Here is a 25,153-nt window from a genome sequence, read left to right on the forward strand (position 1 = left end):
TCGTCCCCGAAGCCAACGAGCGTAGGGGATAAAATTTATGCCTAGAAAAAATAGCTTCTTAATTTTTACAGGATTTTTTCTATTGGCTGTGGGAATAAGCCCCGTGGGGCAATCTCGTATTCCCATTCCATCCCAAAAGTTTCCTCAGCAAATTCAACTTAAAGATCCAGGCCCTGTGCAGGTTCATTTACCACCCGGCCCGCCACCCCCACCCCCCACCAGTTTGATGTTGGGGATATCAATGGATGGTTATGCAAGCCGTGACACCCCTATAAACGCCGGAATCCGCATCCCCAATATCAATTTTGGGGAAGTGCGCCTTACAAATAGACGCTATGTCAATCTTTACATTCAGAATTATGGAGAAGCCCCACTCTTTTTGCAAAGAATCTCACTGAATCCTGCCAATGATCAATACAGATTGGTGTACATCAATAATCGATATGAAGAAATTTCTCTTCAAGAAATAAGCTGGCCGCTGGTTCTTGAAAACGGACATCGAAGAAGCAGCATTCGATTTCGTCTGAGCTACAATCCCCAAAACCTTGGTGAACATAATACGGGAATTATCATACGAAGTAATGATAACGACTTTCCCTCTTTTACCATCCCTGTTACAGCCTCAGCCATAGCGGCTTTACCCGCCAATCTTGTTGTTTATGATTCTTACCGTTACACCGTTGGCAGAGGGAGAAGACCCGTTGAAAATATTAATTTTAGGCGAGTTTCGTCAGGAAATACACATAACCAAAGAATTTATATCTCTAACATAGGAGAAGCAACATTGAACGTGCAGAGCATTACCTTCGAAAACCCTGATGACGCCCAGTTTCAGCTTCATGTTGACGACATTTATAATCATTTAGACGATGATAACAATAACCCCGTTGATGGTTTTGCCCTTCAAGGGCATGACAGGGATGTGGCTTTTATAGTCAGTTTTACCCCGGTAGCTGTCGGAAATTACAATACAAGCTTGAACATTGTCAGCGATAATCCCGACCAACCCCATTTTTCCATTCCGATTACCGCAGTTTCCGAGGTATGGTCCGTCATGGAAATTTCTACAAACAGAATCAATTTTGGGAGTCGTGCTGTAAACACAGACAGCGACATTTTTACCGTCACCATCGGTAACACGGGTCCGGGACCCTTAAGTATCTCCAACATTACCCTGGCCCCGCCAAACGCCGGGGCACGTGATTCCCGTGCCGAATACCAGCTCTATGATCTGCCCATTCAATGGCCACTGATTGTTGAGGCCCATAGTCAAACAACCTTTGGCCTTAGTTTCAACCCACGAACATGGGGTCGCCATGACACCGCCATTTCCATTACCAGTAATTCAGACAGGGAACCCAATCGAATTATTCGTGTCACAGGCTGGGCAGAACAACAGAATCCTTAAAGGGATTGTTTAGTACATCACCTTCTTCAACACCAACCCATACGCCGGCGCGGTCATTCCGGCTTTTTTTCGGTCGCGGCTTTTGAGGATTTTTTGAATGTCTTTTTCGGTGAGTTTACCCCGGCCCACATCTACAAGAGTCCCCACCATGTTTCGCACCATGTGTTTTAAAAAGCCGGGGCCGGTGAAGGTGAGGGTGATGATGGCCCCACCCGTGCTGTATGGGCGAACACAAGGTTCGCCCGTACGGATCAAAATATTATCCACCCTCCTCACTGTCGTCTTTACATTGCTGTCAGAAGCACAAAAGGACTTGAAATCATGCCTGCCCACCAACACCTTGGCCGCACGCCTCATGGCAGGAATATTTAACGGATAAGGAACTCGCCAGGAATATTCGGTTAAAAAGGGGGAAGGGATGGATGAATTAAAAATGGTGTATTGATAAACTTTTTTCTTCACGGACCTTTGCGCATGAAAACTTGAAGGAACAATTTGAACTTTCAAAACAGAGATATCCGCGGGCAATGAGGAATTAAGCCCCATCAACAAATTGATGGGCTTCATTGAAAAAGGCTCAACATCAAAATGGGCCACTTGGAAAAGCGCATGCACTCCGGCATCGGTACGGCCAGAAACATTGGTTATTATTTTTTTTTTGAAAATGGCGGAAAGTTTTTCTTCCAAAACAGATTGAACCGTGGGGCCCTGGGGTTGGACTTGCCAACCGAGATAGTTGGTTCCTTTGTATTGGAGGGTAAGTTTGATGCGTGGCATGGGAGGTAGGGGCGCTGCTTGCTGCGCCCTTATTTATGGTACCGCCCCATAGGGCGCAGCAAGCGGCGCCCCTACGAAATCAATTTCTCCGCAATCTGCACGGCATTTAGTGCGGCGCCTTTCAAAATTTGGTCACCACAGACAAAAAGATTGATCCCGTTTTCAATCCATAAATCCTTGCGAATGCGGCCCACATAAACTTCGTCCTTGCCGGAAACGTCAACGGGCATGGGGAAATAATTTTCTTTGGGGGAATCCACCACCTTCACTCCCGGCATTTTGGCCAGGGCCTGCCTTACTTTTTCAACGGAAACGGGTTTCCCCAATTCCAGATGAATGGCCTCGGCATGCGCCCTAAAAATGGGGACGCGCACGCAAGTTGGCGAGACAAGGATTTCCTTGTCATGAAAAATCTTGCGGGTTTCATGGACCACCTTCATTTCTTCCTGAGAATACCCTTCTTCGCCAACAGCAGAATCATGGGAAAATAAGTTAAAGGCAATGGGATGTTTGAAAATAGCGCCCCTTGCAACGGGTTTTCCTTCCAGATAAGCACGGGTTTGGCTTTCCAACTCATCAATGGCCTTGGCCCCGGCACCGGACACGGCCTGGTAGGTGGCAATGGTCATTCTTTTGATGGGGGCCAGGCAATGAATGGGCCATATCGCCATGGCCGCGATAATGGTGGTGCAGTTGGGGTTGGCAATAATCCCCTTATGCTTGGCTATATCTTCCGGATTGACTTCAGGCACCACCAAGGGAACATTGGGATCCATACGGTAGACACTTGAATTATCAACCACCACGGCTCCCGCCTTCACCGCAGATGGAGCAAATTCAAGGCTTCTGGCCCCTCCTGCAGAAAAAAGAGCGATATCAATGTTTTTGAAAGAATCGTGGGTCAGCAGAGAAACGGGATATTCCTTCCCGCAGAATTTCATTTTTTTACCAACAGATTTTTTTGAAGCCAAAAGACGTAATTCCCCGATGGGAAAATTTCTTTTGGCTAAAACACGTAAAAATTCTTCCCCCACCGCACCGGTCGCTCCGGCAATGGCAATGTTGTATTTGGATTTTTTTTGCATAATTCATCTACCCCCTCTAACTCCCCCTTATCACCGCGTAGCGGGATTCCGTTTGCGGAACAAAGGGGGAGAGGCAACAAAAAATCTCCCCTCCTTTGTCCCGCGAAGCGGGATCCCGTTTGCGGGGTAAGGAGGGGTTAGGGGAGGTAGGGCCCCTACGTTATATTTTTGCAAATCACATCCCCCATCTCTTTGGTTCCCAACAATTTTGTTCCGGGGGTATAAATATCTCCTGTTCGATAGCCCTCATTTAAGACTTTCTTTACAGCCTCACGAATTTTGCCGCCGGCTTCCTTTTGTCCAAAGGAATATTCAAGCATCATGGCGGCCGATAAAATAGTGGCAATGGGGTTGGCCTTGTTCTGCCCGGCAATGTCGGGGGCCGAGCCATGAATGGGTTCATACATCCCCTTGGAAGTTTCATTAAGTGAAGCGGAAGGAAGCATGCCAATGGAACCGGTAAGCATGGAAGCTTCATCACTTAAAATATCTCCAAACATGTTTTCAGTCAGGATCACATCAAACTGTTTGGGGTTGCGAATAAGTTGCATGGAACAATTATCTACATACATGTGTGAAAGTTCCACTTCAGGATAATCTTTATGCATTTGTGTGACCACTTTACGCCACAATTCGGTGCATTCAAGCACATTGGCTTTATCAATGGAACAAAGTTTTTTACGGCGCTTGGTGGCCAGCTCAAAAGCCACCTTGGCAATACGTTTGATTTCGCTGGTGGTGTAAACAAGAGTGTTGACCCCCTGCTCTTCACCATTGGGGAGCTTAGTCACTCCGCGCGGTTTTCCAAAATAAGCACCGCCCGTCAGTTCACGCACGACCATCATGTCAATGCCTTCCACCACTTCACGCTTAAGTGTTGAAGCATCTAAAAGAGCATCAAAAATAACCGCGGGGCGCAAATTGGCAAACAGATTAAGCTCGGAGCGCAATCCCAACAATGCACGTTCCGGGCGAAGCGAATAATCAAGGGGTTCCCATTTAGGGCCCCCCACAGCCCCTAAAAGAACAGAGTCAGCCTGCTTGGCCAATTTTAAGGTAGCCGGGGGTAAAGGATGCCCTGTTTGGTCGTAAGCACAACCTCCCACAAGAGCCTCTTCAAAAGTAAATAAAAGGGAACTGGCCTTTTCAAGAACCTTTAAAACTTTCACGGCTTCCCGGGTGACTTCAACACCAATTCCATCACCGGGAAGAACAGCAATTTTGTATGATTTGTTGGACATAATTTCTGTAGGGACAATCCTAGGATTGTCCCTACGTACGGGCGTATCGTCATAGCGTACGGGCGGGGTAACCCCGCCCCTACGTTTTTTTAAAAAACGCCTCCAATTTTTTCCTGGCTTCAGAGACAGGATCCTGTTGTAGGGGCGCTGCTTGCTGCGCCCCCACGAAATATTCGCAAAAATTGAATTTTTCTTTATCCACCACACGATCAGCCTGGGGTTCACGGCATTCATTGTAGGCCGCACGATCATAAAAACCGCAATTAAGACAAATGTGGGCATCCCGCCCACAATGGTCACACACGTCGCGGAAGCCGGGTTTTTCCGAAATCGTGTCTTCTTTTTTGCAGAAAAAACAAAACATACCAACGTAGGGACAACCCTAGGGTTGTCCCTACAAATTCAAACCCCTCTCCCATCTTTTTTTGTCTGATAATATTCCAGCCGATTTACAGCCACCAGAAAGGCCATGGCTGAGGCCACGATGATATCGGTGTGGGCCCCACTGCCCCTGACTGTTTTATCTCCTTCTGAAAGAGTCACCACCACTTCCCCTTGGGCATCGGTTTCACCGGTAATGGCCGTGACCACATATTTTTCCAAATTACCCTTAAACCCTGTAAGCGTGCGAATGGCCTTAAAAACGGAATCCACAGGTCCACTGCCGCTTTCAACAACTTCCTTGGGCTTGCCATCAACAAACAAACTGACTTTGGCCTCGGGTTTTTCTTTGTTGCCGCTTTTGACCGAAAGAGAATCAAGAACATACTTCTGGTCTTTGAGTTCCACCTGGCCTTCAACCAGGGCAAAAATATCTTCGTCATAAACATTCTTTTTTCTGTCAGACAAATCTTTAAACGCCTTGAAAGCAGCTTCAAGAGCGGCTCCCTCAAGGGGAATGCCCAAAGCTACCAACCGGTCGCGAAAGGCATGCCTTCCCGAATGTTTCCCCAACACAAGCTTGTTGCGCGGAATACCCACCGATTCAGGCCGCATGATTTCATAAGTCTGCTGAAATTTAAGAACGCCATCCTGATGGATACCCGATTCATGAGCAAAGGCATTATCCCCCACAATGGCTTTATTGGGCTGCACACTAATGCCCGTAATAAACGACAACAATTTGGAAGAGGGATAAATCTGCTCCGTCTTGATGTTCGTCTTAAAGGGGAGGCTGTCCTGACGCACGTTCAAGGTCATCACAATTTCTTCCATGGAAGCATTACCGGCCCGTTCCCCAATCCCATTGACGGTGCATTCCACCTGTCGGGCCCCGGCCTGAATGGCGGCCAGTGAATTAGCAACGGCCAAGCCAAGGTCATTATGGCAATGCACACTGATGCACACACCCTTGGGCATTTTAAGAACCGACTTCAAATAAGAAATAAGATCATAAAATTCGGAAGGAATGGTGTATCCCACCGTATCCGGCACATTTAAGGTTAACGCACCATGGTCAATGGCCACCTGAAACATTTGGGCTAAATAAGCACGGTCGCTGCGGGTAGCGTCCATGGCTGAAAACTCGACATCGTTACAAAGTTTCTTGGCCAATTTGACGGCCATTTCCACATCATGCAACACTTCTTCCCGTGTTTTCTTCAGCTGATATTGCAAATGGATGTCCGAACTGGAAATGAAGGTGTGTATTCTCTTTTTTTCAGCAGGCTCTAAAGCTTGGGCACAACGCTCGATATCCATTTTGTTGGCTCGTGCCAACCCGGCAATCATGGGGCCTTTTACTTCCAGGGCAATCCGGTTCACCGATTCAAAGTCCCCTTGGGAAACAATGGGGAAACCACCTTCAATAATGTCAATATTCAATTTGGCCAGCTGATGGGCCATGCGCAGCTTTTCATCGCCGTTCATGCTGCAGCCAGGTGACTGCTCGCCATCACGCAATGTCGTATCAAAAATTTTGACTATTTCTGGTTTCATAAATTACGGGCGCGGCAAGCGGCGCCCCTACTCTTTATCCACCACCTTCAATAACTGCCCCTTGTTTTTTTCCTTGTCTGCAATGACCAATTCATGGGGATCCGCCTGAAAAAAATGTTTCATAAAATCGGCAAATGAACGGATTTTTTTAACCCCTAAAAACATTCCTTTAAGGAGACCAAAAGAAACATAGAGCATCGAAAGTGTAAACAAGGTGACCTGGGGTTCAACGGCAATGACAAACAAAACCAATACCACCAACACCATCACAAAAAAATGCGCCCGCCTGTTAAATTCCAAAACTTTCAACCCCCGATAGGGGATATTGCTGACCATAAGCAACCCCACAAGGACTGTCAGCCCCAAAATAAAATAACCAGGAGGGGGCACGTCCCCATTCATGTACTGGTTAAACACAACGGCTGTCACAATGGTACTGGCCGCTCCCGGGCTTGGCAGCCCCTGGAAATGTTTTTTTTCAACACTGGTTGACTGCACATTAAACCGGGCCAGACGAAGGGCCCCACAAGCAAAATAGACAAAACAGGCCACCCAACCCACCTTATAAAATTCGTACAAGGACCATTTGTAAGCAAGTAAAGCCGGAGCCAGGGCAAACGAGGTCAAATCAACCAGGGAATCATATTCCAAACCAAAACCACTCTGGGTTTTGGTCATGCGGGCCACACGACCATCAAGCAAATCAAACACACCCGCCAGCATAAGCACCCAGGCTGCTGTGACATAGTCACCATTGATGGTGCGAATAATGGCAAAAAAACCGCAAAACATGTTCGCGGTGGTAATAATGTTGGGCAATAAATAAATACCCTTTTTGATGCCTTGTCGTTGCATAATTTTTTATCCCCTACGCTCGTTGGCTTCGGGGACGCGCCTTGCCGGGTCAAAACCCTCCGCCTTAGGCGGAGAATCTTCCAGGGCTTGCCCTGGGGTTCATACCGTTGATGGGCGCGGCAAGCGGCGCCCCTACACTATTTTGATGCCAAAACCGTTTCCCCTGCTTTCACATTCTGTCCGATCGAAACTTTAACTTCGTAATGCATGGGAAAATAAACATCCATGCGGGATCCAAAACGGATCAACCCATAAATAGCCCCGCCCTTTAAAACATCCCCTTCCTTGGCATAACAAACAATACGCCGGGCCAGCCACCCTGCAATCTGGATAAACAAAATTCTTTCACCCCCCTCATTTCTCACAACCACGGCATTTTGCTCATTATCAAGGGAGGCTTTTTGGGCGTAAGCCGGGAAAAATTTCCCCTTGTTGTAACTTACTTTTTCCACCAACCCGGAAACAGGGGCCCGATTAACATGTACATTTGCGGGCGACATAAAAATACACACTCGTTTAACCCTGTCTTTTAAAAACCGGTCTTCTTGTACGGTATCAATGGAAAGTACTTTACCATCAGCCGGAACAACAAGGATACCATGCTCTTCCGGGCAAGCCCTTTTCGGGTTTCTGAAAAAAGAAACAACAAAAAGAGTTAATGCCAAAAAAAGAACAAACAAAATCGGATGAATCAACCACCCGACAAGGACCAAGCCAAATCCCAAGGCAATAAAAGGAAAGCCTTCACGGGCAATTATATCTTTGTTGGTGGTTTGAAGCATTTATTTATTAAAGCGGAATACAGGAGTCAGTATTCAGTAGCCAGTAGTCAGAATTAAAAAAATTTCTCCTGACTCCTGACTTCTCAAAACTCCTCTTCCTTCCCCCTTGGGATACAAATATTCCCCGTTTGTGCAAAATCGAGAATGCCGTAGGGTTTGAGCAGATTAAGGGTCGATCCTATTTTTTCTTCATCGCCCCTCACTTCAACGACGCAGTAGGTTTCTTCTACATCCAAAACTTCGCCCCCAATCGTTTCAACGGCTTTAATGACTTCATTGCGGTTTGTTTCATTCAGTTTTACTTTGACCAATGCCAAAATCCGGTTGATGGCCCGCTCTGAAGTCATGTCACGCACTTTAATCACATTGACCAGCTTGCTTAACTGCTTGTTAATCTGGTCAATGACGGCATCATTACCGGAAGTCACAATGGTCATACGCGAAACATGGGGGTCGAGTGTTTCAGCCACCGTTAAACTTTGAATATTATACCCGCGACCTGAAAAAAGACCGGCAATGCGGGTAAGAACGCCAAATTCGTTTTCAACTAAAGCAGAAATTGTATGTTTCATAAAAAGTTATGAGTTATGGGTTATGCGTTATGAGACCAACTATTAAGAAAAAAGTCATATCCCATCTTAAGGTCCGCAATCAAGGGTGTTTTAAGTTTTGTTGTAAGGGCGGTTCATGAACCGCCCTTACAAAATAAGTTCTAATTCTTATTTATCCCCAGATCAGGATCAAGGAGGTAGGAAATTTTAAGTTCATCAACAACGCTTGGCTGAAAACGCCCTGTGAACGCCAATTCCCCCAAATGACGAGCTAAAGGAATAATATCCGCTCCCACGGGGACAGTTTTTGCCCCGGCCATCAATTCCAGCCCCGGACCAAAAGCGCTAACTATTCGATAATAATTGATTTTTTCTGAAAATTTCTCGGCACTTAATACAAAGGGGCCTTCAAGAAGGTTCACCCCTTCCTGAGTGGCGTTGTAAAAAGCCGCATAAAGCTGCCCCCTGCCGGCAAGTAAAGTAGGAGCCAGGATACCTCCTTTTTCTCTTAAACCGTGGACCATGCTTTCTAAAGAAGACAATCCAAAAACAGTAAAAGAGGCCCCTGCACTTAATCCCATGATGGTGGCCAAACCGATGCGCAAACTCGTAAAAGAACCGGGACCTGTCGATAAGGCCACGTGCGTCAGCGAGCCCAGGGTAAGGTTGTTTCTGGAAAGAATCTGACTTATTTCAGGAAGAATTTTTTCAGCCAGAGTGATTGTGGAAGGAAGAACAATTTTTTCTTCCAGCAATACCTTGTTTTCAAACAGGGCCAAACTCAAAACCTTGGTGGAACATTCAACAGCCAAAAGAATCATAAAAACTACCTCAAAACACCGCGCACCCATTCCCAAATTTGGGTCAACCCCCATACACGGTCAATATCATTGGCTGTAACCACAAGCATAAGCCCCACCAAAAAAACCATGCCCAAAATCGCCGCTGCATGGCGTATGCGGTAGGAAAGCGGTTTGCCTCGAAGTACTTCTATCCCCAAAAATAAAACATGCCCCCCATCCACCACGGGAATGGGCAAAAGATTTAAAATACCCAGCTGCATGCTTAAGAAGGACAAAAAATACAGAAAATCGCTCAATCCCTGCCTCCCGGCAGCTGCGCTGGCTTGGGCTATTTGAATGGGCCCGCCCAAGGCTTTGTAAGACAATTGAAAACTAAAAAGCCTTTTTAAAACATCATAGGTCATCCCCAACAATTTTAAATTTTCCTGAGTCCCCTCTTTAAAGGCTTCAAAAAAACCATACCGTTTTTTCACCACAGAAGAAGGATCAAAATATTTGGTGATGCCAATCACCCAGGCTTTCATACCTTCATGATATTGGGGTGTAATTTCGGCCTTTAAGGCTTGCCCCTCTCGCATGTAATCAACAAGCATTTTTTTACCTTCGCTTGAACGAATGATCGCCGTCAGTTCTTCCCAGGAATTAATGGGCTTGTTATCGATGGCCTGGATTTGATCTTTTTCCTTTAACCCCGCCTGAAAAGCCGGTCCATTGGCAGAGACCATGCCCAAAACAGGTTCATTATTGACAAAAAAGAGGGGCTCAAAGCCGGCATAGCCCACTGTTTCCTTCATGTAAGGAGAAGTGGTTGTTTCAAGCAGTAAACTGAAATTTTGCCCCTGGCGCTCGACGAGAACCTGGGCTTTTTCCTGCGGATGTAACAACACCCATTGAAAAACCGAATCCCATTCAGAGAATTTTTTCCCATCAATTTCCAAAATAAGATCCCCTTTTTTAAATCCCGCTTTTTCACCCGGAGAATTTTCTTTAACCCCTAAAATAACGGGAGGTTTTTCAAGAATAGCAGGAACTGTCTTCCCCAACATAAAAACAACGGGCATGATCAGCACGCAAAAAACAAGATTCATCACGGGCCCACCCAAAACAACTCCCAAACGCTGTAGCACCGTTTTTGAGGCATAAGCATCAGGCGATTTTCTGATGGCTTCAGCTTTTTTGGGATCTCCCTCGGATTCTTCATCGGGATCCTGGCCATGAATCCGGACAAAACCCCCAAAAGGCAAAAGCGAAAATAGGTATTCAGTTTGTTTGCTTTTGTAAGAAAAAAGCTTGGGCCCAAACCCGATTGAAAATTGATCCACCCGGATACCCGCCCTGCGAGCCATGATAAAATGGCCCCATTCGTGGACCACCACCAAAATACCCAAGGCAACAATAAAATAAATAATTGTCATAATTTTGTACCAAAAATCAAATTCTCACAATATTCCCTGGCCCAACGGTCTGCTTCCAAAAGGACTTCCAAAGAGGCCACTTCTTGGGGAATATGCGCATCAAGAACCAAGCTTATCAGCCGTATCATCTCCAGAAAAGCTATTTTCTTTTTTAAAAAAGCCGCAACAACAATTTCGTTGGCTGCATTCAAAACTGCGGGATAGGTCTTTCCTTTCTTGGCCACCTCAAACGCAAGTTTAAGGGAAGGAAATTTTTCCATGTCAGGCTTTAAAAAAGTCAATTGCCCCAAGCTTGCCAAATCAAGGGGAGCCACCCCTGTTTGGAAGCGTTCCGGAAAACTTAAGGCATACGCAATGGGGACACGCATGTCCGGTAAACCCATGTGGGCCATGACCGAGCCGTCTTGGTAGGAAACCATTGAATGAATAATGCTTTGCGGATGCACACACACATCAATTTTATCCAGGGGCATATCAAACAACCATCGGGCTTCCATCACCTCTAGCCCCTTGTTCATCATGCTGGCCGAGTCAATCGTGATTTTGGCTCCCATACTCCAATTGGGATGTTTAAGCGCTTCCTCCACTGTAATTTTCGAAAAATCTTCACGGGGTTTATTTAAAAAAGGACCCCCCGACGCCGTTAAAACAAGTTTTTGGACATCTTCCTTTTTTCCTGCCTGCAAACATTGAAACAGGGCTGAATGCTCACTATCAACCGGGAAAATAGTCCCACCGTATTTCTTTTTTTCACGGCTCATCAGTTCACCGGCAATGACCATGCTTTCTTTATTGGCTAAGGCCACTGTCTTTGAAGCTTGGAGCGCCGCCAAGGTGGGCAAAAGCCCCGCAGCCCCGACAATAGCCGAAACCACGGTATGAACCTCGGGCAAAGTGGCAATGCTGACCACCCCATCCGAACCAAATAAAATTTCCGGAGATTTTGGGCCCAAAATTTTCTTTAATTTGTAAACTTCAGCTTCTGATTTAACAGAAACAACACGAGGGGAAAAAGCGTTGATCTGTCGCGCCAACACTTCAATATTGGAACCTGCCGCCAATCCAACAACCTGAAATTTGTCAGGATGCCTGGCCACAAAATCGAGTGTAGAAACACCGACTGAACCCGTGGAACCCAAAATTGAAATTTTTTTAATCATCAATGGTATGAACCCCAGGGCAAGCCCTGGACCCAAGATTCTCCGCCTAAGGCGGAGGGTTTTGACCCAGCAAGGCGCGTCCCCGAAGCCAACGAGCGTAGGGGATGAATTCTCTGGAGATTTTTCAACCAAAATATCTGGCAAAATAATAGACAGCAGGAGCCGCAAACAAAAGGGCGTCCAAACGGTCGAGAATACCTCCGTGGCCGGGAATAAGATTGCCTGAATCTTTCACACCAAAACCTCTTTTTAAGAAGGACTCACTTAAATCTCCCACGGGTCCTATAATGCCCACAAGCAGCGCCACCAGCACAAGTAAAGAAAGTGGGTACCCTGGATAGAAAAAAGCTCTCACAATGAACGCCGCCACTATCGAAGCAACAAGCCCTCCCACAAAACCTTCCACTGTTTTTCCAGGAGAAAGAAGGGGTGCCAATTTGTGTCTTCCCCATTGATGCCCTGCTATATAAGCTCCGGTGTCACTGGCAAAGGTGCAAGCCAGCAGTAAAAAAATCCAGAAAAGATAATGAGGAAGCCCTAGAGCCCACCCTACATGAGTAAAAAGGAGAACAATGTAGAAAAAGCCGATAAAATGATATCCCAAACCAACAACGCGTTTTTCAAAAGGATCCTTCCCACCAAACTGAAGAATAAAAAGAGAACCTAGCGATGCGGCCAAAACCCGAAGCACATCCTCGGCAGAATAAGCCAAGAAAACAAAGTAGCCGGTGGCAATAAAAACGATACCGATAAGCACCCAATGTTTTAAAAATTTTCTTCGGGAACCTGCAATTAAAAGAAACTCATCCATGGCCACAGCCGCCACCAGCACCACAATGCCTTTGATAAGAAAAGGGGAACCCCACAAAAGGAGGCAAACAAGAAAAAAAGCAAGGATGATTCCTGAAATCCAACGTAGCATTGATTCTCCCGTAGGGGCAGCTCGCTTGGCTAGCGCCCTTCTCATTGGATGTTTCCCATTTACAGGCGCTAGCCAAGCGGCGCCCCTACATTAATTGTTCACTGGTCTTCCCATACCGTCTCTCCCGTTTTTGATATTCTGCAATCGCAGCCATGAAATGATGCTGATCAAAATCGGGCCACAAGCATTCCTCAAAAATAAACTCGGCATAGGCTCCCTGCCACAACAAGAAATTGCTGATACGGGACTCTCCACTGGTACGAATGATAAGATCGGGGTCGGGCATTAAGGCTGTGTCTAAAAAAGAAGCCAAAATCTCTTCATTGACACTACTTGTCTCCAAACCGGCACTAAACATGGCACGCACAGCTCTTATGATTTCATCGCGTGAGCCATAACTTAAAGCCAGGGTGAGCATCATTTTTTCCCCGTGGGCTGTTTCCTTCTTCACCATGGCAATGGTCTCTTGCACATCCTGGGGCAGTTTTAAAATATCCCCAATGGTATTAAAGCGAATCCCCTTGTCGAGCATTTTCTGTTTTTTCTCAAGGAGGAAAGCTTTAAGCAACCCCATCAAAGCGTGGACCTCTTCAGGGGGACGCTGCCAATTTTCCTTGGAAAAAGCATAAAGGGTCAGATAACCAATGCCCACATCGTGGGCAACTTCAATAATATCCTCCGACACCTTCACCCCACGCGCATGCCCTTCAACCCGGTGCAAGCCCCGGGCCTTGGCCCAACGCCCATTGCCGTCCATGATGATGGCGATATGTTTAGGAAGATTGACTCGAGTCAATGGGGACATAAGATTGACGAAAGAATCCAAAAGTTATCCTGTTTTTGTAAGGGCAATTCATGAATTGCCCTTACTGGATATGGTGAATGCAAAAGGGACACCTTGACGACACGTCAAGCCATTAAACTTGGAGGATTTCTTTTTCTTTGTTGGCTACCACAGCATCTATTTTAGCCACAAAATCATCTGTCAATTTTTGAATTTGAGTGGAAAGTTTTTTGGAATCATCCTCCGTCATTTTTCCTTCTTTTTCGAGTTTTTTGGCAACATCTAAGGCCTCACGACGCGACTGGCGGATGGCCACACGGGATTCCTCCCCATGGCTCTTGAGCATTTTTACGAAATCACGGCGACGCTCTTCTGTAAGGGTAGGGATGGGCAAACGAATCGCCTTACCATCATTGACGGGGTTTAACCCTATATTGGCTTTTTCAATGGCTTTTTCAATGGCGGGAATAATGTTGGATTCCCAAGGAGTCACCATGATCATGCGTGGCTCCGGAACTCCCAAAGTGGCCACCTGGTTTAGAGGTAAATACTGGCCATAATACTCAACCCGAATATCATCCAACAAATTCAAGGAAGCCCGACCGGTACGCATTTTGGACACTTCCCGCTGAAAAGCTTCCAGTGCTTTTTCCATGTGACCTTGGGCATCTTTAAAAATCTTGTCGCTCATAAAAAATTTTAAGAGGCTTGAACCAAAGTCCCGATTTTTTCACCACACACCACTTTTTTGATATTGCCGGCTTGGAAAAGATTGAAGACGATAATCGGTGTACCATGATCCATGCACAATGAAATAGAAGTTGAATCCATCACTTTAAGACCTTTATTCAACACGTCTAAGAATGAAAGTTTTTCAAATTTTTTGGCTGATTTATCTTTGATGGGATCTTTGTCGTAAACGCCATCGACTTTGGTGGCCTTCATGATGACATCCGCATGAATTTCCATGGCGCGAAGAGCGGCAGCGGTATCGGTTGTAAAAAATGGATTCCCTGTGCCAGCGGCAAAAATAACAACGCGTCCTTTTTCCAAATGCCGCATCGCCCGCCGACGAATGTAAGGTTCCACCACCTGGTGCATTTCAATGGCGGACAAAACACGGGTAAAAACACCCTCTTTTTCAAGGGCCCCCTGAAGGGCCAGGGCATTCATCACCGTGGCCAACATGCCCATGTAGTCACCCGTAGCACGGTCGATATCCCCTTCGGCATCACTCATCCCACGATAAATATTCCCCCCCCCAATCACCAAAGCGACCTCAACACCCAAGGCGGCAACTTCTTTTATTTCTTTGGCAATTTTCCGGGTATGTTCTATGGAAATTCCAAAATCGGCAGGCCCCGAGAGAGATTCTCCACCAATCTTTAAAAGAATTCTTTTATATTTGGGTTTCATTTGAAAAATTATGCCCCTACTTTGCCATTTTGGCCACCTCAGCGGCAAAATCATCGGCCTTTCTCTCAATCCCTTCACCCACCTGAAAACGCTGGAACGCAACAACTTTGAGGCTGGAATTTATTTCTTTTAATACTTGAGCCACCGATTTTTTCCCCGTGGGGTCTTTAATAAAGACCTGATCAACCAAACAAACTTCGGAGGAAAACTTGGCTATTTTACCCTTTATAATTTTTTCCAGAATTTCCTTGGGTTTTCCTGAATCTTTCATTTGTTCCAGAAAAATGGCTTTCTCTTTTTCAAGAACCTCGGCAGGAATTTGGTTGGTTTGCAAATAACGGGGGTTCATCGCAGCGATATGCATGGCCACATCTTTTGTCACTGCTTCAGGAGCATCCCCCTGAAAATGAACCAACACACCAATTTTATCCCCTAAATGGATATACCCCCCCAATTTTTCCCCAGCCTTACTTTCCAATCGTACAAAACGGCGTAAGCTCATTTTTTCACCAATTTTGGCCACAAGTTGGGAAAGACGATCGGCCACCAAACCCTCTTCACCATATTTGGCTGATGATAGCGCTTCAATATTGGAAGGATTTAAACTTGCAACCAGGTGAGCTAAACGTTGAACAAAATTTTTAAAATCTTCGCTTTTGGCCACAAAATCGGTTTCAGAATTCACTTCAACAAGACTAGCCACCCGACCATCAGCAGAAATTTCAATGGCAACACGCCCATCTGCAGCAATGCGCGCCGCTTTTTTTGCCAAAGCATTCAACCCCTGTTTTCGCAAATATTCAACTGCCGCCTGGATATCACCCTTAACTTCTGTAAGGGTTTTCTTACATTCCATCATGCCGGCACCGGTTTGTTCACGTAAATCTTTAACGAGTTGTGCTGAAATTTCCATGGTAATTTTGCCTTTGCGTAAGGGCAATTCATGAATTGCCCTTACTGAATTGCCCTTACATAAGGACATTCTCAATCCCTCACGAAGCATCCGCAGTGGGTTCTACAGTTGCTGAAAAACTATCAACCTGAGCTCCGCCCTCAAAAGAATCTTTTTTGGCGACATAGGCCTTGCCGGTTCCTTCAACCACCGTTGAACGGCGACGCTTGCCCTCCGGCTTTTTGGAATCGGTATCGTTACCGGCCTTCAAAGCCATGGCTTCACGTTTTTCCAGGCCACTCAAACACGCATCAGCTGCTTTGGTAATAAACACCTGAATACTGCGCTGAGCATCATCATTGGCGGGAATAACATGGTCAATGGGGTCGGGATTGCAATTGGTATCCGTGATGGCAATGACAGAAATCCCCAGAATATTGGCTTCATGAACGGGAATTTTTTCTACATGGGGGTCAACAACAAAAATGGCTCCGGGTAAACCGTTCATTTTTTTGATACCGCTTAAAACTTCCTGCAGTTTTGCTATTTCACGGTCAAAACCCAAACGTTCTTTTTTGGTGTATCCCGTGAAATCATTTTTTTCACGACGTGTTTCCAGTTCAATAAGACGTTCAACACTGTGACGAATGGTGGAAAAATTGGTCAACATGCCACCCAGCCAGCGTTTGGTCACAAAGGGCATTTTGGCACGAATGGCTTCCTGTTCAACAATGCCCTGAGCTTGGGCTTTGGTTCCGACAAACAAGACATCCCGGCCTTCAGAAACAATTTTTTCAAGGGCATTGAATGCTTTTTGAGCCAGCCCTTGGGTTTGCTGCAAATCAATAATATGGATCCCCGAACGCACACCATAAATATAAGGTTTCATTTTGGGGTTCCAACGACGTGTTTGATGCCCAAAATGGCAACCGGCATCCAACATTTCTTCAATCAAGATATCAGACATGCTTTCTCCTTTTTAAATCTGAATAAAAAAATAAAAAGCCCCTTTTCCAGGGCCGCCTTTGTTAAAGGGCGGTTTTGATAACATAGCGGTTTATGGATGACAATACCTAAAATTTTTATTTATTTCGGCAGTTTATGGGTATACACGCCCTTTCTCAGACACGGATCCCCCCATAAATTTATCTTGTTTTCAAAGACCTCTAAGAGATACAAATAAACGATGAAGAATTTTATTCCTTTTTGGTTTCTATTTTTCATTCTTTTTTCTGCATGGGCTCAGTCTCCAAAAGAGTTTACCACCATGGGAGGATTCGATTTTGATGAATACCAAAAAACCTCCTTTTCCAACCCGGCTTGGGATCCCTTTGTTCGTGAAGGGTTTGAAGCTTTTGACAAAAATGATTTGCCCACGGCCCTTGAATTTTTACGCAAGGCCACCAACATTGGGTGCCAGTCCCCTTTGGTCTATGTAAAACTGGCCTTGGCCTATGAAGTACAAGGTGGTTATTATTCGGCCGCCCAATATTATGAGCTGGCTTCTTCACAAATAAAATCAATCCATCCCGGACATCGTTATGCTGAAAGTTTTGATGAAAACTACGGACGAGCCCTTTATATGATGGGGCAAATGGATATGGCCGTCCCCTTACTTGAAAAAGCCGCGCTCAAAAACAATACAAGCCCGTGGGTTCTGCAGCTTTTGGGACAACATGCCTTGACACGCGGAGATATCCAAAAAGCGTCTTTCTATTATGAAAAATTACTGGCTACGGGAGGAGGGCAAATTACCTACCCCGAACAGCTCGATTTATACCTTCAACTGGCCCGAAGTTTCGCCAATGGTAAAAACACGGACAAAGCGATTGCCTATTATGAATCCGTTTTAAAATTAGATCCCCAAAATCAGGAAGCCGCCCAATTCATAAGCAGCCACAAAAATACGGGAAACATGGATAAGGTTTTTGAGATGATGGAAAAAGGGAAATAGACTACCTTCCTCCGAAACAAATATCCGCCATGAGTTTGTCAACATAGAACCGGTGATTCACCGGGCTGCTTTTAAGCGAACGATCGGTGATAAGCAGCCGCTGGTAAATTTCCTTGAGCTGGGAAGAAGAATATTGACGGGCCTGAACAAGATAATCTTTCACAAAAAAGGGATGGACTCCCAACTGCGAGGCCGCTTCCTGTTCACTTGATTTTTTTCTTAAAGCTTCCTGCGCCAAAAGCAAAAGTTTAAAGTGACGCGCCATCATCGAAACAAGCCGAACCAAGGGTTCCCCTTGAATTAAAATATTTTCCAGTAAACTCTGGGCCTGGGCCCATTTTTTGGCCCCAATTTGCCCCACGAGATCAAAAATGCTTTTGCTTAAAAATTGCCCCACCACCGCTTCAACATCACTAGCTTGCACTTCTTTCCGGCTTCCCAAATAAGTTTTAAGTGTTTCAAGGGCTGAAACCTGGGCCATGAGATGGTTTCCTAAAATATCAACTAAGGCCTGAAGGGCCGGTGGCGTCAGGGCCAGGTCCATCCCTTTGGCTTCCTGGAAAAGCCACCCAGACATTTGTCGGGGATAAGGAGCTTTAAGCTCTTCAATAAAACCGGCTTTGACCGCTTTTTGCCAAACCTTGATTCGTTTGTCGATTTTGGAAACATGAAGTACCAAACACGTGGAAGGCGATGGGAATTGCATGTAAGACAACAAAAGATCCAGATCGTTTTTCTTTAAATCATCGCCATCGGAAACCCACACAAAACGGTAACCAGCCATCATCGGCAATTGAGCGCAGGCAAGAAGGACGTCATGAAGCAAATGATCTTTAAGTGAAAAAGAATTCTCGTTCCATTCATCTTTTTGACTTCCAAGAATCTGCTCTTTTAATTGGCCCCGTCTTTTTTGAACCAGATAGGCGTCGTCAGAGACAAGGATGGTGATGAGGGGGATAGAAGACATAATATGTCAAAATTTGACCCATCACCTCGACTCCGCTCGGTGACCACTCGACGGTCCCTGAGCGGAGCCTGTGATGAGCCTAGCCGAATCATCGAAGGGCCAAGTACGTTACACCACAAAACTAACCAATTTTCCGGGGACAAAAATTTCTTTGCGAATGGGTTTACCTTCCAAATAGGTTTTAATCTTGTCATTTTTTTTGACCAAGGTGATCACTTCTTCCTGACTGGCCTCGGGGGAAACCATGACCTGAGCCCGCACTTTTCCATTTACCTGAACCACTATCACAATTTCTTTCTTGTTCAATTCAGCTTCCAAAAAAGAAGGCCACGACATGGATAAAAGGTCCTGATTTGGCGACAAAGAGTTCCCCAATTCCGCAGCAAAATGGGGGACAAAAGGAAACAAAAGGACAACAAGAGTTTTGAGTGCTTCTTTAAAAGAAGGGGACAGGCCGGATTCAGGAGCCACCTTGTGCAGATAATTCACAAATTCCATAATCGCCGCAATGGCGGTGTTAAAATGAAAATTTTCAATGTCTTCAGTCACTTTTTTAATGGTTTTGTGAATCCAAAAATTCATTTCCGGATGGGGACTATTTCCGGCCCAACGATTGGAAACCGTTTCATAGCACAGGGCCCATACACGATTTAAAAACCGGTAGGCCCCTTCAACCCCAAGATCGGACCAGTCCAAATCGCGCTCCGGAGGCGAAGCAAACAAGGTAAACAAACGCGCCGTATCGGCTCCGTATTTTTCGATGAGATAATTGGGATCGACCACATTGCCTTTGGACTTGCTCATTTTGGCCCCATCTTTAATCACCATGCCTTGAGTCAGTAAGCGGCTAAAAGGTTCGCTTAAACGGTGGTAGCCCAAGTCACGCAATACACGTGTGAAAAAACGGGAATATAAAAGATGCAACACGGCGTGCTCAATGCCCCCAATGTATTGGTCGACCGGACTCCAGTAACAGACAAGGTCTTCGGCAAAGGGAGCCTGATTATTGATGGGATCGGTGTACCGCAGAAAATACCAGGAAGATTCAACGAAGGTGTCCATGGTATCGGTTTCACGACGGGCCGGCGCCCCACATTTGGGGCATATTGTTTTTAAAAAAGATTCATGCCGGGCCAGGGGAGAACCGGCCATTCCCGTGAATTCAACATCTTCAGGCAAAACAATCGGCAGATCTTCAACACGTGCCGGAACCACACCGCACACCTGGCAATGCACCGCTGGAATGGGAGTACCCCAATAACGCTGGCGAGAAATACCCCAGTCACGCAATTTGTAATGAATGGTTTTTTGCCCTATTCTTTTTCGTTCCAAAAAATCGGTAATGGCAAGCCTGGCCACCGAACTCTTCATGCCGTTAAACTGGCCCGAGTTGATTAAAATACCCTCTTCTTCAAAGGCCTGATCCATGCCCCGCGGATCTAGTAACTTTCCGGGAGGATGGATGACCACATTGATGGGCAGATTGTATTTTCTGGCAAATTCAAAATCGCGCTGGTCATGGGCGGGCACGGCCATCACGGCCCCCGTTCCATAGCCCATCACGACAAAATTGGCCGCATAAATGGGAATTTTTCTGTGCGTGACCGGATTGATGCAATAGGCCCCCGTAAAAACGCCTTCTTTTTCCTGCTCTGCACTGTATTTTTCTTCCACCTTTTTCTGGGCCATGCGGCTAATAAATTCTTTGACTTTGGATTCTTGGGGTTTGCCTTCAATTAACTGGGAAAGCCAGGGGTGTTCAGGAGCCATGGAAACAAAAGTGGTTCCAAAAAGAGTATCGGGACGGGTGGTGAAAATGGTTAGTTTAAGGTCCGTCCCGTCAATGGGAAAATCAATGCTGGCGCCCTCGGAACGGCCAATCCATTCGCGTTGCATGGTAAGCACGCGTTCGGGCCATCCATTTTTGAGTTCATCCAAACCCTTTAGGAGTTCATCGGCATAGGCTGTAATTTTAAAAAACCATTGCTCCAAGGGTTTTAAGACGACCACCTGGTCGCATCGCCAGCATTTGCCACCTACGACTTGTTCATTAGCCAATACCGTGGCACAAGTTTCACACCAGTTTACTTGCGATTCTTTGCGATAAACCAACCCCTTTTCCCACATTTGCAAAAAGAAAAGCTGTTCCCAGCGATAATAGCCGGGCTTGCTCGTATTGACCTCACGGGCCCAGTCATAGGAAAATCCCATACGTTTAAGCTGTTCACGCATCGTGGCCACGTTTTCATCCGTCCAGCGTGCAGGGTGGCTTTTGTTTTTGATGGCGGCGTTTTCAGCCGGCATCCCAAAAGCATCCCACCCCATGGGGTGAAGCACATTAAAGCCCTTCATTTTTTTGTAGCGAGCCACAACATCCCCAATGGTGTAATTGCGCACATGCCCCATATGAATGCGACCAGAGGGATAAGGAAACATTTCGAGCAGATAATATTTTTCTTTGGAGGAATCTTTAGTGACGGTAAAAATCTGTTTTTCTTCCCAGTGTTTTTGCCACCGGGGTTCAAGTTCTTGTGGATTGTATTTTTCTTGCATGGGAATGGGTTTCTAGCACAAGGTTTTTTTATGTGACAATGAAAAAGATGAGACTGGGGCTAAGTATCAAGCCGCCTTTTTGAAAACAACATCAACGGGGCAATCGAGCATCGAAAGAAGTTTCACCATCTGATCGATGGTTTTTCCATAAAAGGTCTGGTCCAGCAATCGATACAAGTGCGTTGGCGATGTGCCAAGCCTTCTGGCAAGTTCCCTTTTGCTGATTTTTTTGGAGTGTAGCGCTTTTTGCGCTTTCACGGTCAATTTGTAGAGGAGCATGTTTTTTAAATAATCCGTATCACCGTTGTATTCCAAGACTTGGTCCATCAAAATCGTCTGTTCACCTCCTTTTTCAAAGGTATAGGTGAACCCTTCCCTCCCCAATTCTTGATCGACAAAGACGCTTTTAATTTTATTGGCGAAGGTGGGCTTAACCAAAAGCCTTGAATACGGGTATTCAAACTTACCTTCCTTGGTTTCAATTTCGAAACTTTTTTTACGGTTATTGTAATGCACTTTTTTGATCTTCATAATCTTCCTTCTTTTTTCAATATCCTTATGAGCTTAAGGATTCTCTTCGTGATTTTTCCTTGAATGGCCTTGCCTTCATCAAGATCCCATTTCAAAACCTGTTTTTCATCCTTATAAACATGAACATGATGTCCATGATCGCCGATCCAATCAACAAAAAGATAATTACCCTTCCTGACCTTCCCCATTTTTTTAAATAGTACCTTTTTAGGTACTATTTCTCAACAAGTTATTTTTAAAACTTCACGCAAACATTCGATAAGCAAAGAAGATGCCAAAGCAGATTTAAAGATAAGCTATTGAAAAATATGGTGGAGAAGGAACAGTGCGAGATTTTACTTCAAGACAATCGTCCGAAAATAGGACGGTGGGGGAGCTTGGATTATATCCCCTCAGCCGTATCGTATTCCTTGTGTTCCTTGCCGTCGAAGGCGTAGATTTTGAAACGATCGGAAGCGCGGGTTTCAATGAGGACGGGACGTTTCCAGAGGACATGGAGATTTTTTAAAACCTCCTTGGCGTAGGGTTCATCTAGCTCAACCCCCTCGTATTTGTGCTTGAGCATGAGCTCAGTACGATTGGAATGGTTGGCATCGACTACTTCAATCATGGGTTGGCCAAAATTGGTAAGTTGAGAAAGGAGTTTCGCCTTGATTATTTTAAAGTCTCGGGAGGAAATTTCGTGCCTGGCATTTTGTTTGTTGTAGTCGAAGGCAAAAAGTTTGTACTGTTCACAGAATTCTTGGGTTAAAAAAGTGTCCAAAAAAGTAACATCATTGTAGATTTTTCTTACTTCAAAAATTTTCTGCCGCCCCAACCCCAAATTTTTGTTCCAGCGCGCTTTTTCAACCATGTTGTCACACTCGTCATATTCCTTCCCGAATTTCCCCTTGTTCCATCGGTCTTCAATATCACGAAAAAGCTCAATCCCGATTTTATAAGGGTTTAACCGGCCCGGCTGCATGGAAACCGTGCCTGAATGATGGTCGGCAAAATCAATCACCTCGGCATCGGTCAGCGCCTTGCCCGTCATGATTTTGCTGTGCCAGTAGCTGGCCCAACCTTCGTTCATGATCTTGGTCTGGGCCTGGGGGGCAAAGTAATAGGCTTCATCACGAATAATGGCCAACACATCCTGTTGCCAACGTTCCAAGGGGCCAAATTGCAGCAAAAACAACATGACATCCCGGTAAGGTTCCAGGGGAATTTTTTCGTTTTTCTTCGATTTTTCGAGAAAATTTTTCTTTTGTTCATCCAGAAAATCTTTCGGGTTTACAAATTTATCAAGGTACTGATGTTCGGTGTGAAGCCTTGTAATGGGGATTTCGGGGTCTTCCTCCTCACCATCCTCGTTTAAAACCGGCGGTTTTGGAGTCTCGAAACGCTTGATCAGCGGGGAATAAATATCGATGAGATTGTCGATAGAAAGGCATACGTCAATGAATGACTCAACCCGCTCATACCCGTATTTATTGACATAGCGCTGTATCTTCGTCTTATGGTTGGCCATGATGTCCACCATGTGCCGGTTGGTATGTGCAAAAAAGATGTTGTTCTTGAAAAAATCGCAATGCCCAAACACATGGGCCATCACCATTTTTTGGTCGACAACGGAGTTACTGTATAAAAGATAGGCGTAGCAAGGGTCGTTGTTAATGACCATTTCATAAATTTTGGAAAGCCCATAAGCATAACTTTTGGAAAGTTGCTCGTATTCCATGCCAAAACGCCAATGGGGATAACGATTGGGAAACCCCCCATAGGCAGCGACTTCATTCATTTGCTTGAAGTCGAGCATCTCGAAAATGGTTTCAAAAAAATCCAAACCACATTCGCGGGCATATCCCTCAATACGTACACGCCAATTTTCGAGTTCAGGTGATAACATAGGTGTTCAATGTAGGGGCAGGTCTATGACCTGCCCGAATTATGAGCGGTATAAACCCGCCCTTACTTCCCCTTCCCCAAAAAAGTTTTGATCGAATCGATGATCTTGTCCTTGCCTTCTATCTTTGAGAGGATGAGGTTGTCATTGGGTTCACCAAAACGATCTTTTAAATCTTTATAAAATTGCCCGCTGCCATATTCGCTTTCCACCTGGCCATAGCAAAACATGTTTGCCATCGGGAAAAAATCCTTCTCCAACATGTCAAGACATTCAAGAGTGTCGCTTCCCGACCAGTTGTCCCCATCGGAGAAATGGAACAGATAAATATTCCATTCAGCCGGATCGTAATGATCATAAATAATCTTGCGGGCTAATTTATAGGCCGATGAAATGATGGTGCCCCCCGATTCACGCGTGTGATAGAAAGTGTCGGCATCCACCTCACGGGCGACGGCATCATGAATAATGTAGCGGGTTTCCAGCCCCTGGTAATGGTGCTTAAGCCAGGTATCAATCCAGAATGATTCAATGCGCACAATTTCCTTTTGTTCCTGCCCCATGGAACCGGAAACATCCATCATGTAAAGAATGATGGCGCGGCTTGTGGGTTCGCGCACAATCTTGAAACTGCGATACCGCTTGTCTTCCCCGTAAGGGATGATGATGGGTTTGGCCAGATTGTACTGGCCTGAAATAATCTGTCTTTTGAGGGCCTGTTTGTAGGTACGTTTGAAATGCCGCAGTGATTCAGGGCCTGCCGTCCTTACTCCCCGATAAGCATATTTGGAGGAAATAATCTTTTCGGAATCCTTGGGTAAAATCTTGGGGAGTTCCAATTCTTCACCCAGCAACTCGGCAATTTCATCCATGCTCACATCCACTTCCAGAATATGTTGCCCGGGTTGGTCCCCTCCTTGATGTCCCGTTCCTGCTTCATCTCCATCCCCTGTAGAAACAGGGGTTCCTACATCGCCTGCCCCATTACCCACACCACCACGCTGTTTGTCTGAAAATTTGAAATGGGGGATGTCAATTTGAGGGAGCGGAATGCTGATAAGCTTTTTACCCTGCTTGCCGATCAGCTCGCCACTAGTAATGAACTTGCGAAGTTCTTTCTTTATTTTGCCGCGAACAATCTGCTTGAAACGGCTATGGTCTTGTTCGATTTTGAGGATCAAAGGTGCTTCACAACAGCAATGCCCCTGTAGTAGGGGCGATCCTTGTGATCGCC

At 45.7% G+C, this 25,153-nt stretch carries 25 protein-coding genes; 2 read left to right on the plus strand and 23 right to left on the minus strand.

What is annotated here, in order from left to right; translation table 11 throughout:
• The first annotated feature begins 37 nt into the window (after positions 1-37).
• Positions 38-1,408, plus strand: coding sequence for a hypothetical protein (locus A2048_01010; protein OGP10376.1), 1,371 nt, complete (start codon positions 38-40; stop codon positions 1,406-1,408).
• A 9-nt stretch (positions 1,409-1,417) separates the two neighbouring features.
• On the opposite strand, the gene A2048_01015 is transcribed toward A2048_01010, so the two are convergent.
• From A2048_01015 to A2048_01095, 17 genes are all read right to left on the minus strand, one after another.
• Positions 1,418-2,185, minus strand: a complete 768-nt coding sequence (locus A2048_01015) for a tRNA pseudouridine(38-40) synthase TruA (protein OGP10377.1) — start codon at positions 2,183-2,185, stop codon at positions 1,418-1,420.
• A 71-nt stretch (positions 2,186-2,256) separates the two neighbouring features.
• Complete coding sequence (locus A2048_01020) at positions 2,257-3,270, minus strand: aspartate-semialdehyde dehydrogenase (GenBank protein OGP10378.1); 1,014 nt, start codon at positions 3,268-3,270, stop codon at positions 2,257-2,259.
• Between the two features lie 155 nt (positions 3,271-3,425).
• On the minus strand, positions 3,426-4,511 hold the full coding sequence (locus A2048_01025) for a 3-isopropylmalate dehydrogenase (protein OGP10379.1): 1,086 nt from the start codon (positions 4,509-4,511) through the stop codon (positions 3,426-3,428).
• A gap of 79 nt (positions 4,512-4,590) precedes the next feature.
• Positions 4,591-4,875: a hypothetical protein gene (locus A2048_01030; protein OGP10380.1), complete on the minus strand. Its 285-nt coding sequence runs from the start codon at positions 4,873-4,875 to the stop codon at positions 4,591-4,593.
• 38 nt (positions 4,876-4,913) lie between these two features.
• On the minus strand, positions 4,914-6,449 hold the full coding sequence (locus A2048_01035) for a 2-isopropylmalate synthase (GenBank protein OGP10381.1): 1,536 nt from the start codon (positions 6,447-6,449) through the stop codon (positions 4,914-4,916).
• 27 nt (positions 6,450-6,476) lie between these two features.
• Positions 6,477-7,304: a CDP-diacylglycerol--serine O-phosphatidyltransferase gene (locus tag A2048_01040; GenBank protein ID OGP10382.1), complete on the minus strand. Its 828-nt coding sequence runs from the start codon at positions 7,302-7,304 to the stop codon at positions 6,477-6,479.
• A 137-nt stretch (positions 7,305-7,441) separates the two neighbouring features.
• Positions 7,442-8,086 (minus strand): phosphatidylserine decarboxylase, encoded by a 645-nt coding sequence (locus A2048_01045; protein OGP10383.1) that lies wholly within the window; start codon positions 8,084-8,086, stop codon positions 7,442-7,444.
• A gap of 83 nt (positions 8,087-8,169) precedes the next feature.
• Positions 8,170-8,658, minus strand: coding sequence for an acetolactate synthase small subunit (locus A2048_01050; protein OGP10384.1), 489 nt, complete (start codon positions 8,656-8,658; stop codon positions 8,170-8,172).
• A 140-nt stretch (positions 8,659-8,798) separates the two neighbouring features.
• Positions 8,799-9,458: a tRNA (adenosine(37)-N6)-threonylcarbamoyltransferase complex dimerization subunit type 1 TsaB gene (locus tag A2048_01055; GenBank protein OGP10385.1), complete on the minus strand. Its 660-nt coding sequence runs from the start codon at positions 9,456-9,458 to the stop codon at positions 8,799-8,801.
• A gap of 5 nt (positions 9,459-9,463) precedes the next feature.
• Positions 9,464-10,855, minus strand: a complete 1,392-nt coding sequence (locus A2048_01060; protein OGP10386.1) for an RIP metalloprotease RseP — start codon at positions 10,853-10,855, stop codon at positions 9,464-9,466.
• A complete protein-coding gene (locus A2048_01065) occupies positions 10,852-12,012 on the minus strand; it encodes a 1-deoxy-D-xylulose-5-phosphate reductoisomerase (protein OGP10476.1) in 1,161 nt (386 codons plus the stop codon). The genes A2048_01060 and A2048_01065 overlap by 4 nt, the downstream gene beginning before the upstream one ends.
• 127 nt (positions 12,013-12,139) lie before the next feature.
• The gene (locus A2048_01070; protein OGP10477.1) at positions 12,140-12,883 is read right to left on the minus strand and encodes a hypothetical protein; all 744 of its coding nucleotides are present in this window, start codon (positions 12,881-12,883) and stop codon (positions 12,140-12,142) included.
• A gap of 139 nt (positions 12,884-13,022) precedes the next feature.
• The gene (locus A2048_01075; protein OGP10387.1) at positions 13,023-13,742 is read right to left on the minus strand and encodes a di-trans,poly-cis-decaprenylcistransferase; all 720 of its coding nucleotides are present in this window, start codon (positions 13,740-13,742) and stop codon (positions 13,023-13,025) included.
• 112 nt (positions 13,743-13,854) lie between these two features.
• Positions 13,855-14,412 carry a ribosome recycling factor gene (locus A2048_01080; GenBank protein ID OGP10388.1) on the minus strand — a complete coding sequence of 186 codons (558 nt, stop codon included), beginning with the start codon at positions 14,410-14,412 and terminating at the stop codon, positions 13,855-13,857.
• Positions 14,413-14,420: 8 nt separating this feature from the next.
• A complete protein-coding gene (locus A2048_01085) occupies positions 14,421-15,137 on the minus strand; it encodes a UMP kinase (protein ID OGP10389.1) in 717 nt (238 codons plus the stop codon).
• Positions 15,138-15,153: 16 nt separating this feature from the next.
• Positions 15,154-16,050, minus strand: a complete 897-nt coding sequence (locus A2048_01090) for a translation elongation factor Ts (GenBank protein ID OGP10478.1) — start codon at positions 16,048-16,050, stop codon at positions 15,154-15,156.
• 79 nt (positions 16,051-16,129) lie between these two features.
• Positions 16,130-16,996 (minus strand): 30S ribosomal protein S2, encoded by an 867-nt coding sequence (locus tag A2048_01095; GenBank protein OGP10390.1) that lies wholly within the window; start codon positions 16,994-16,996, stop codon positions 16,130-16,132.
• A 219-nt stretch (positions 16,997-17,215) separates the two neighbouring features.
• On the opposite strand from A2048_01095, the gene A2048_01100 reads away from it, so the two are divergent.
• Positions 17,216-17,983, plus strand: a complete 768-nt coding sequence (locus A2048_01100; protein OGP10391.1) for a hypothetical protein — start codon at positions 17,216-17,218, stop codon at positions 17,981-17,983.
• A 1-nt stretch (position 17,984) separates the two neighbouring features.
• Here the strand turns inward: A2048_01100 and A2048_01105 are convergent, their stop codons facing one another.
• The 6 genes from A2048_01105 to A2048_01130 form a co-directional block, all read right to left on the minus strand.
• The gene (locus tag A2048_01105) at positions 17,985-18,950 is read right to left on the minus strand and encodes a DNA polymerase III subunit delta (protein ID OGP10392.1); all 966 of its coding nucleotides are present in this window, start codon (positions 18,948-18,950) and stop codon (positions 17,985-17,987) included.
• A 108-nt stretch (positions 18,951-19,058) separates the two neighbouring features.
• On the minus strand, positions 19,059-21,503 hold the full coding sequence (locus A2048_01110; protein OGP10393.1) for a leucine--tRNA ligase: 2,445 nt from the start codon (positions 21,501-21,503) through the stop codon (positions 19,059-19,061).
• Positions 21,504-21,569: 66 nt separating this feature from the next.
• Positions 21,570-22,034, minus strand: coding sequence for a hypothetical protein (locus A2048_01115; GenBank protein ID OGP10394.1), 465 nt, complete (start codon positions 22,032-22,034; stop codon positions 21,570-21,572).
• On the minus strand, positions 22,031-22,222 hold the full coding sequence (locus A2048_01120) for a hypothetical protein (GenBank protein ID OGP10395.1): 192 nt from the start codon (positions 22,220-22,222) through the stop codon (positions 22,031-22,033). The genes A2048_01115 and A2048_01120 overlap by 4 nt, the downstream gene beginning before the upstream one ends.
• A gap of 194 nt (positions 22,223-22,416) precedes the next feature.
• Positions 22,417-23,922, minus strand: a complete 1,506-nt coding sequence (locus A2048_01125) for a SpoVR family protein (GenBank protein ID OGP10396.1) — start codon at positions 23,920-23,922, stop codon at positions 22,417-22,419.
• A 62-nt stretch (positions 23,923-23,984) separates the two neighbouring features.
• Complete coding sequence (locus tag A2048_01130) at positions 23,985-25,100, minus strand: hypothetical protein (protein OGP10397.1); 1,116 nt, start codon at positions 25,098-25,100, stop codon at positions 23,985-23,987.
• Positions 25,101-25,153: the final 53 nt, after the last annotated feature.

The organism is Deltaproteobacteria bacterium GWA2_45_12 (assembly GCA_001797365.1).
GTDB lineage: Bacteria > UBA10199 > UBA10199 > UBA10199 > UBA10199 > UBA10199.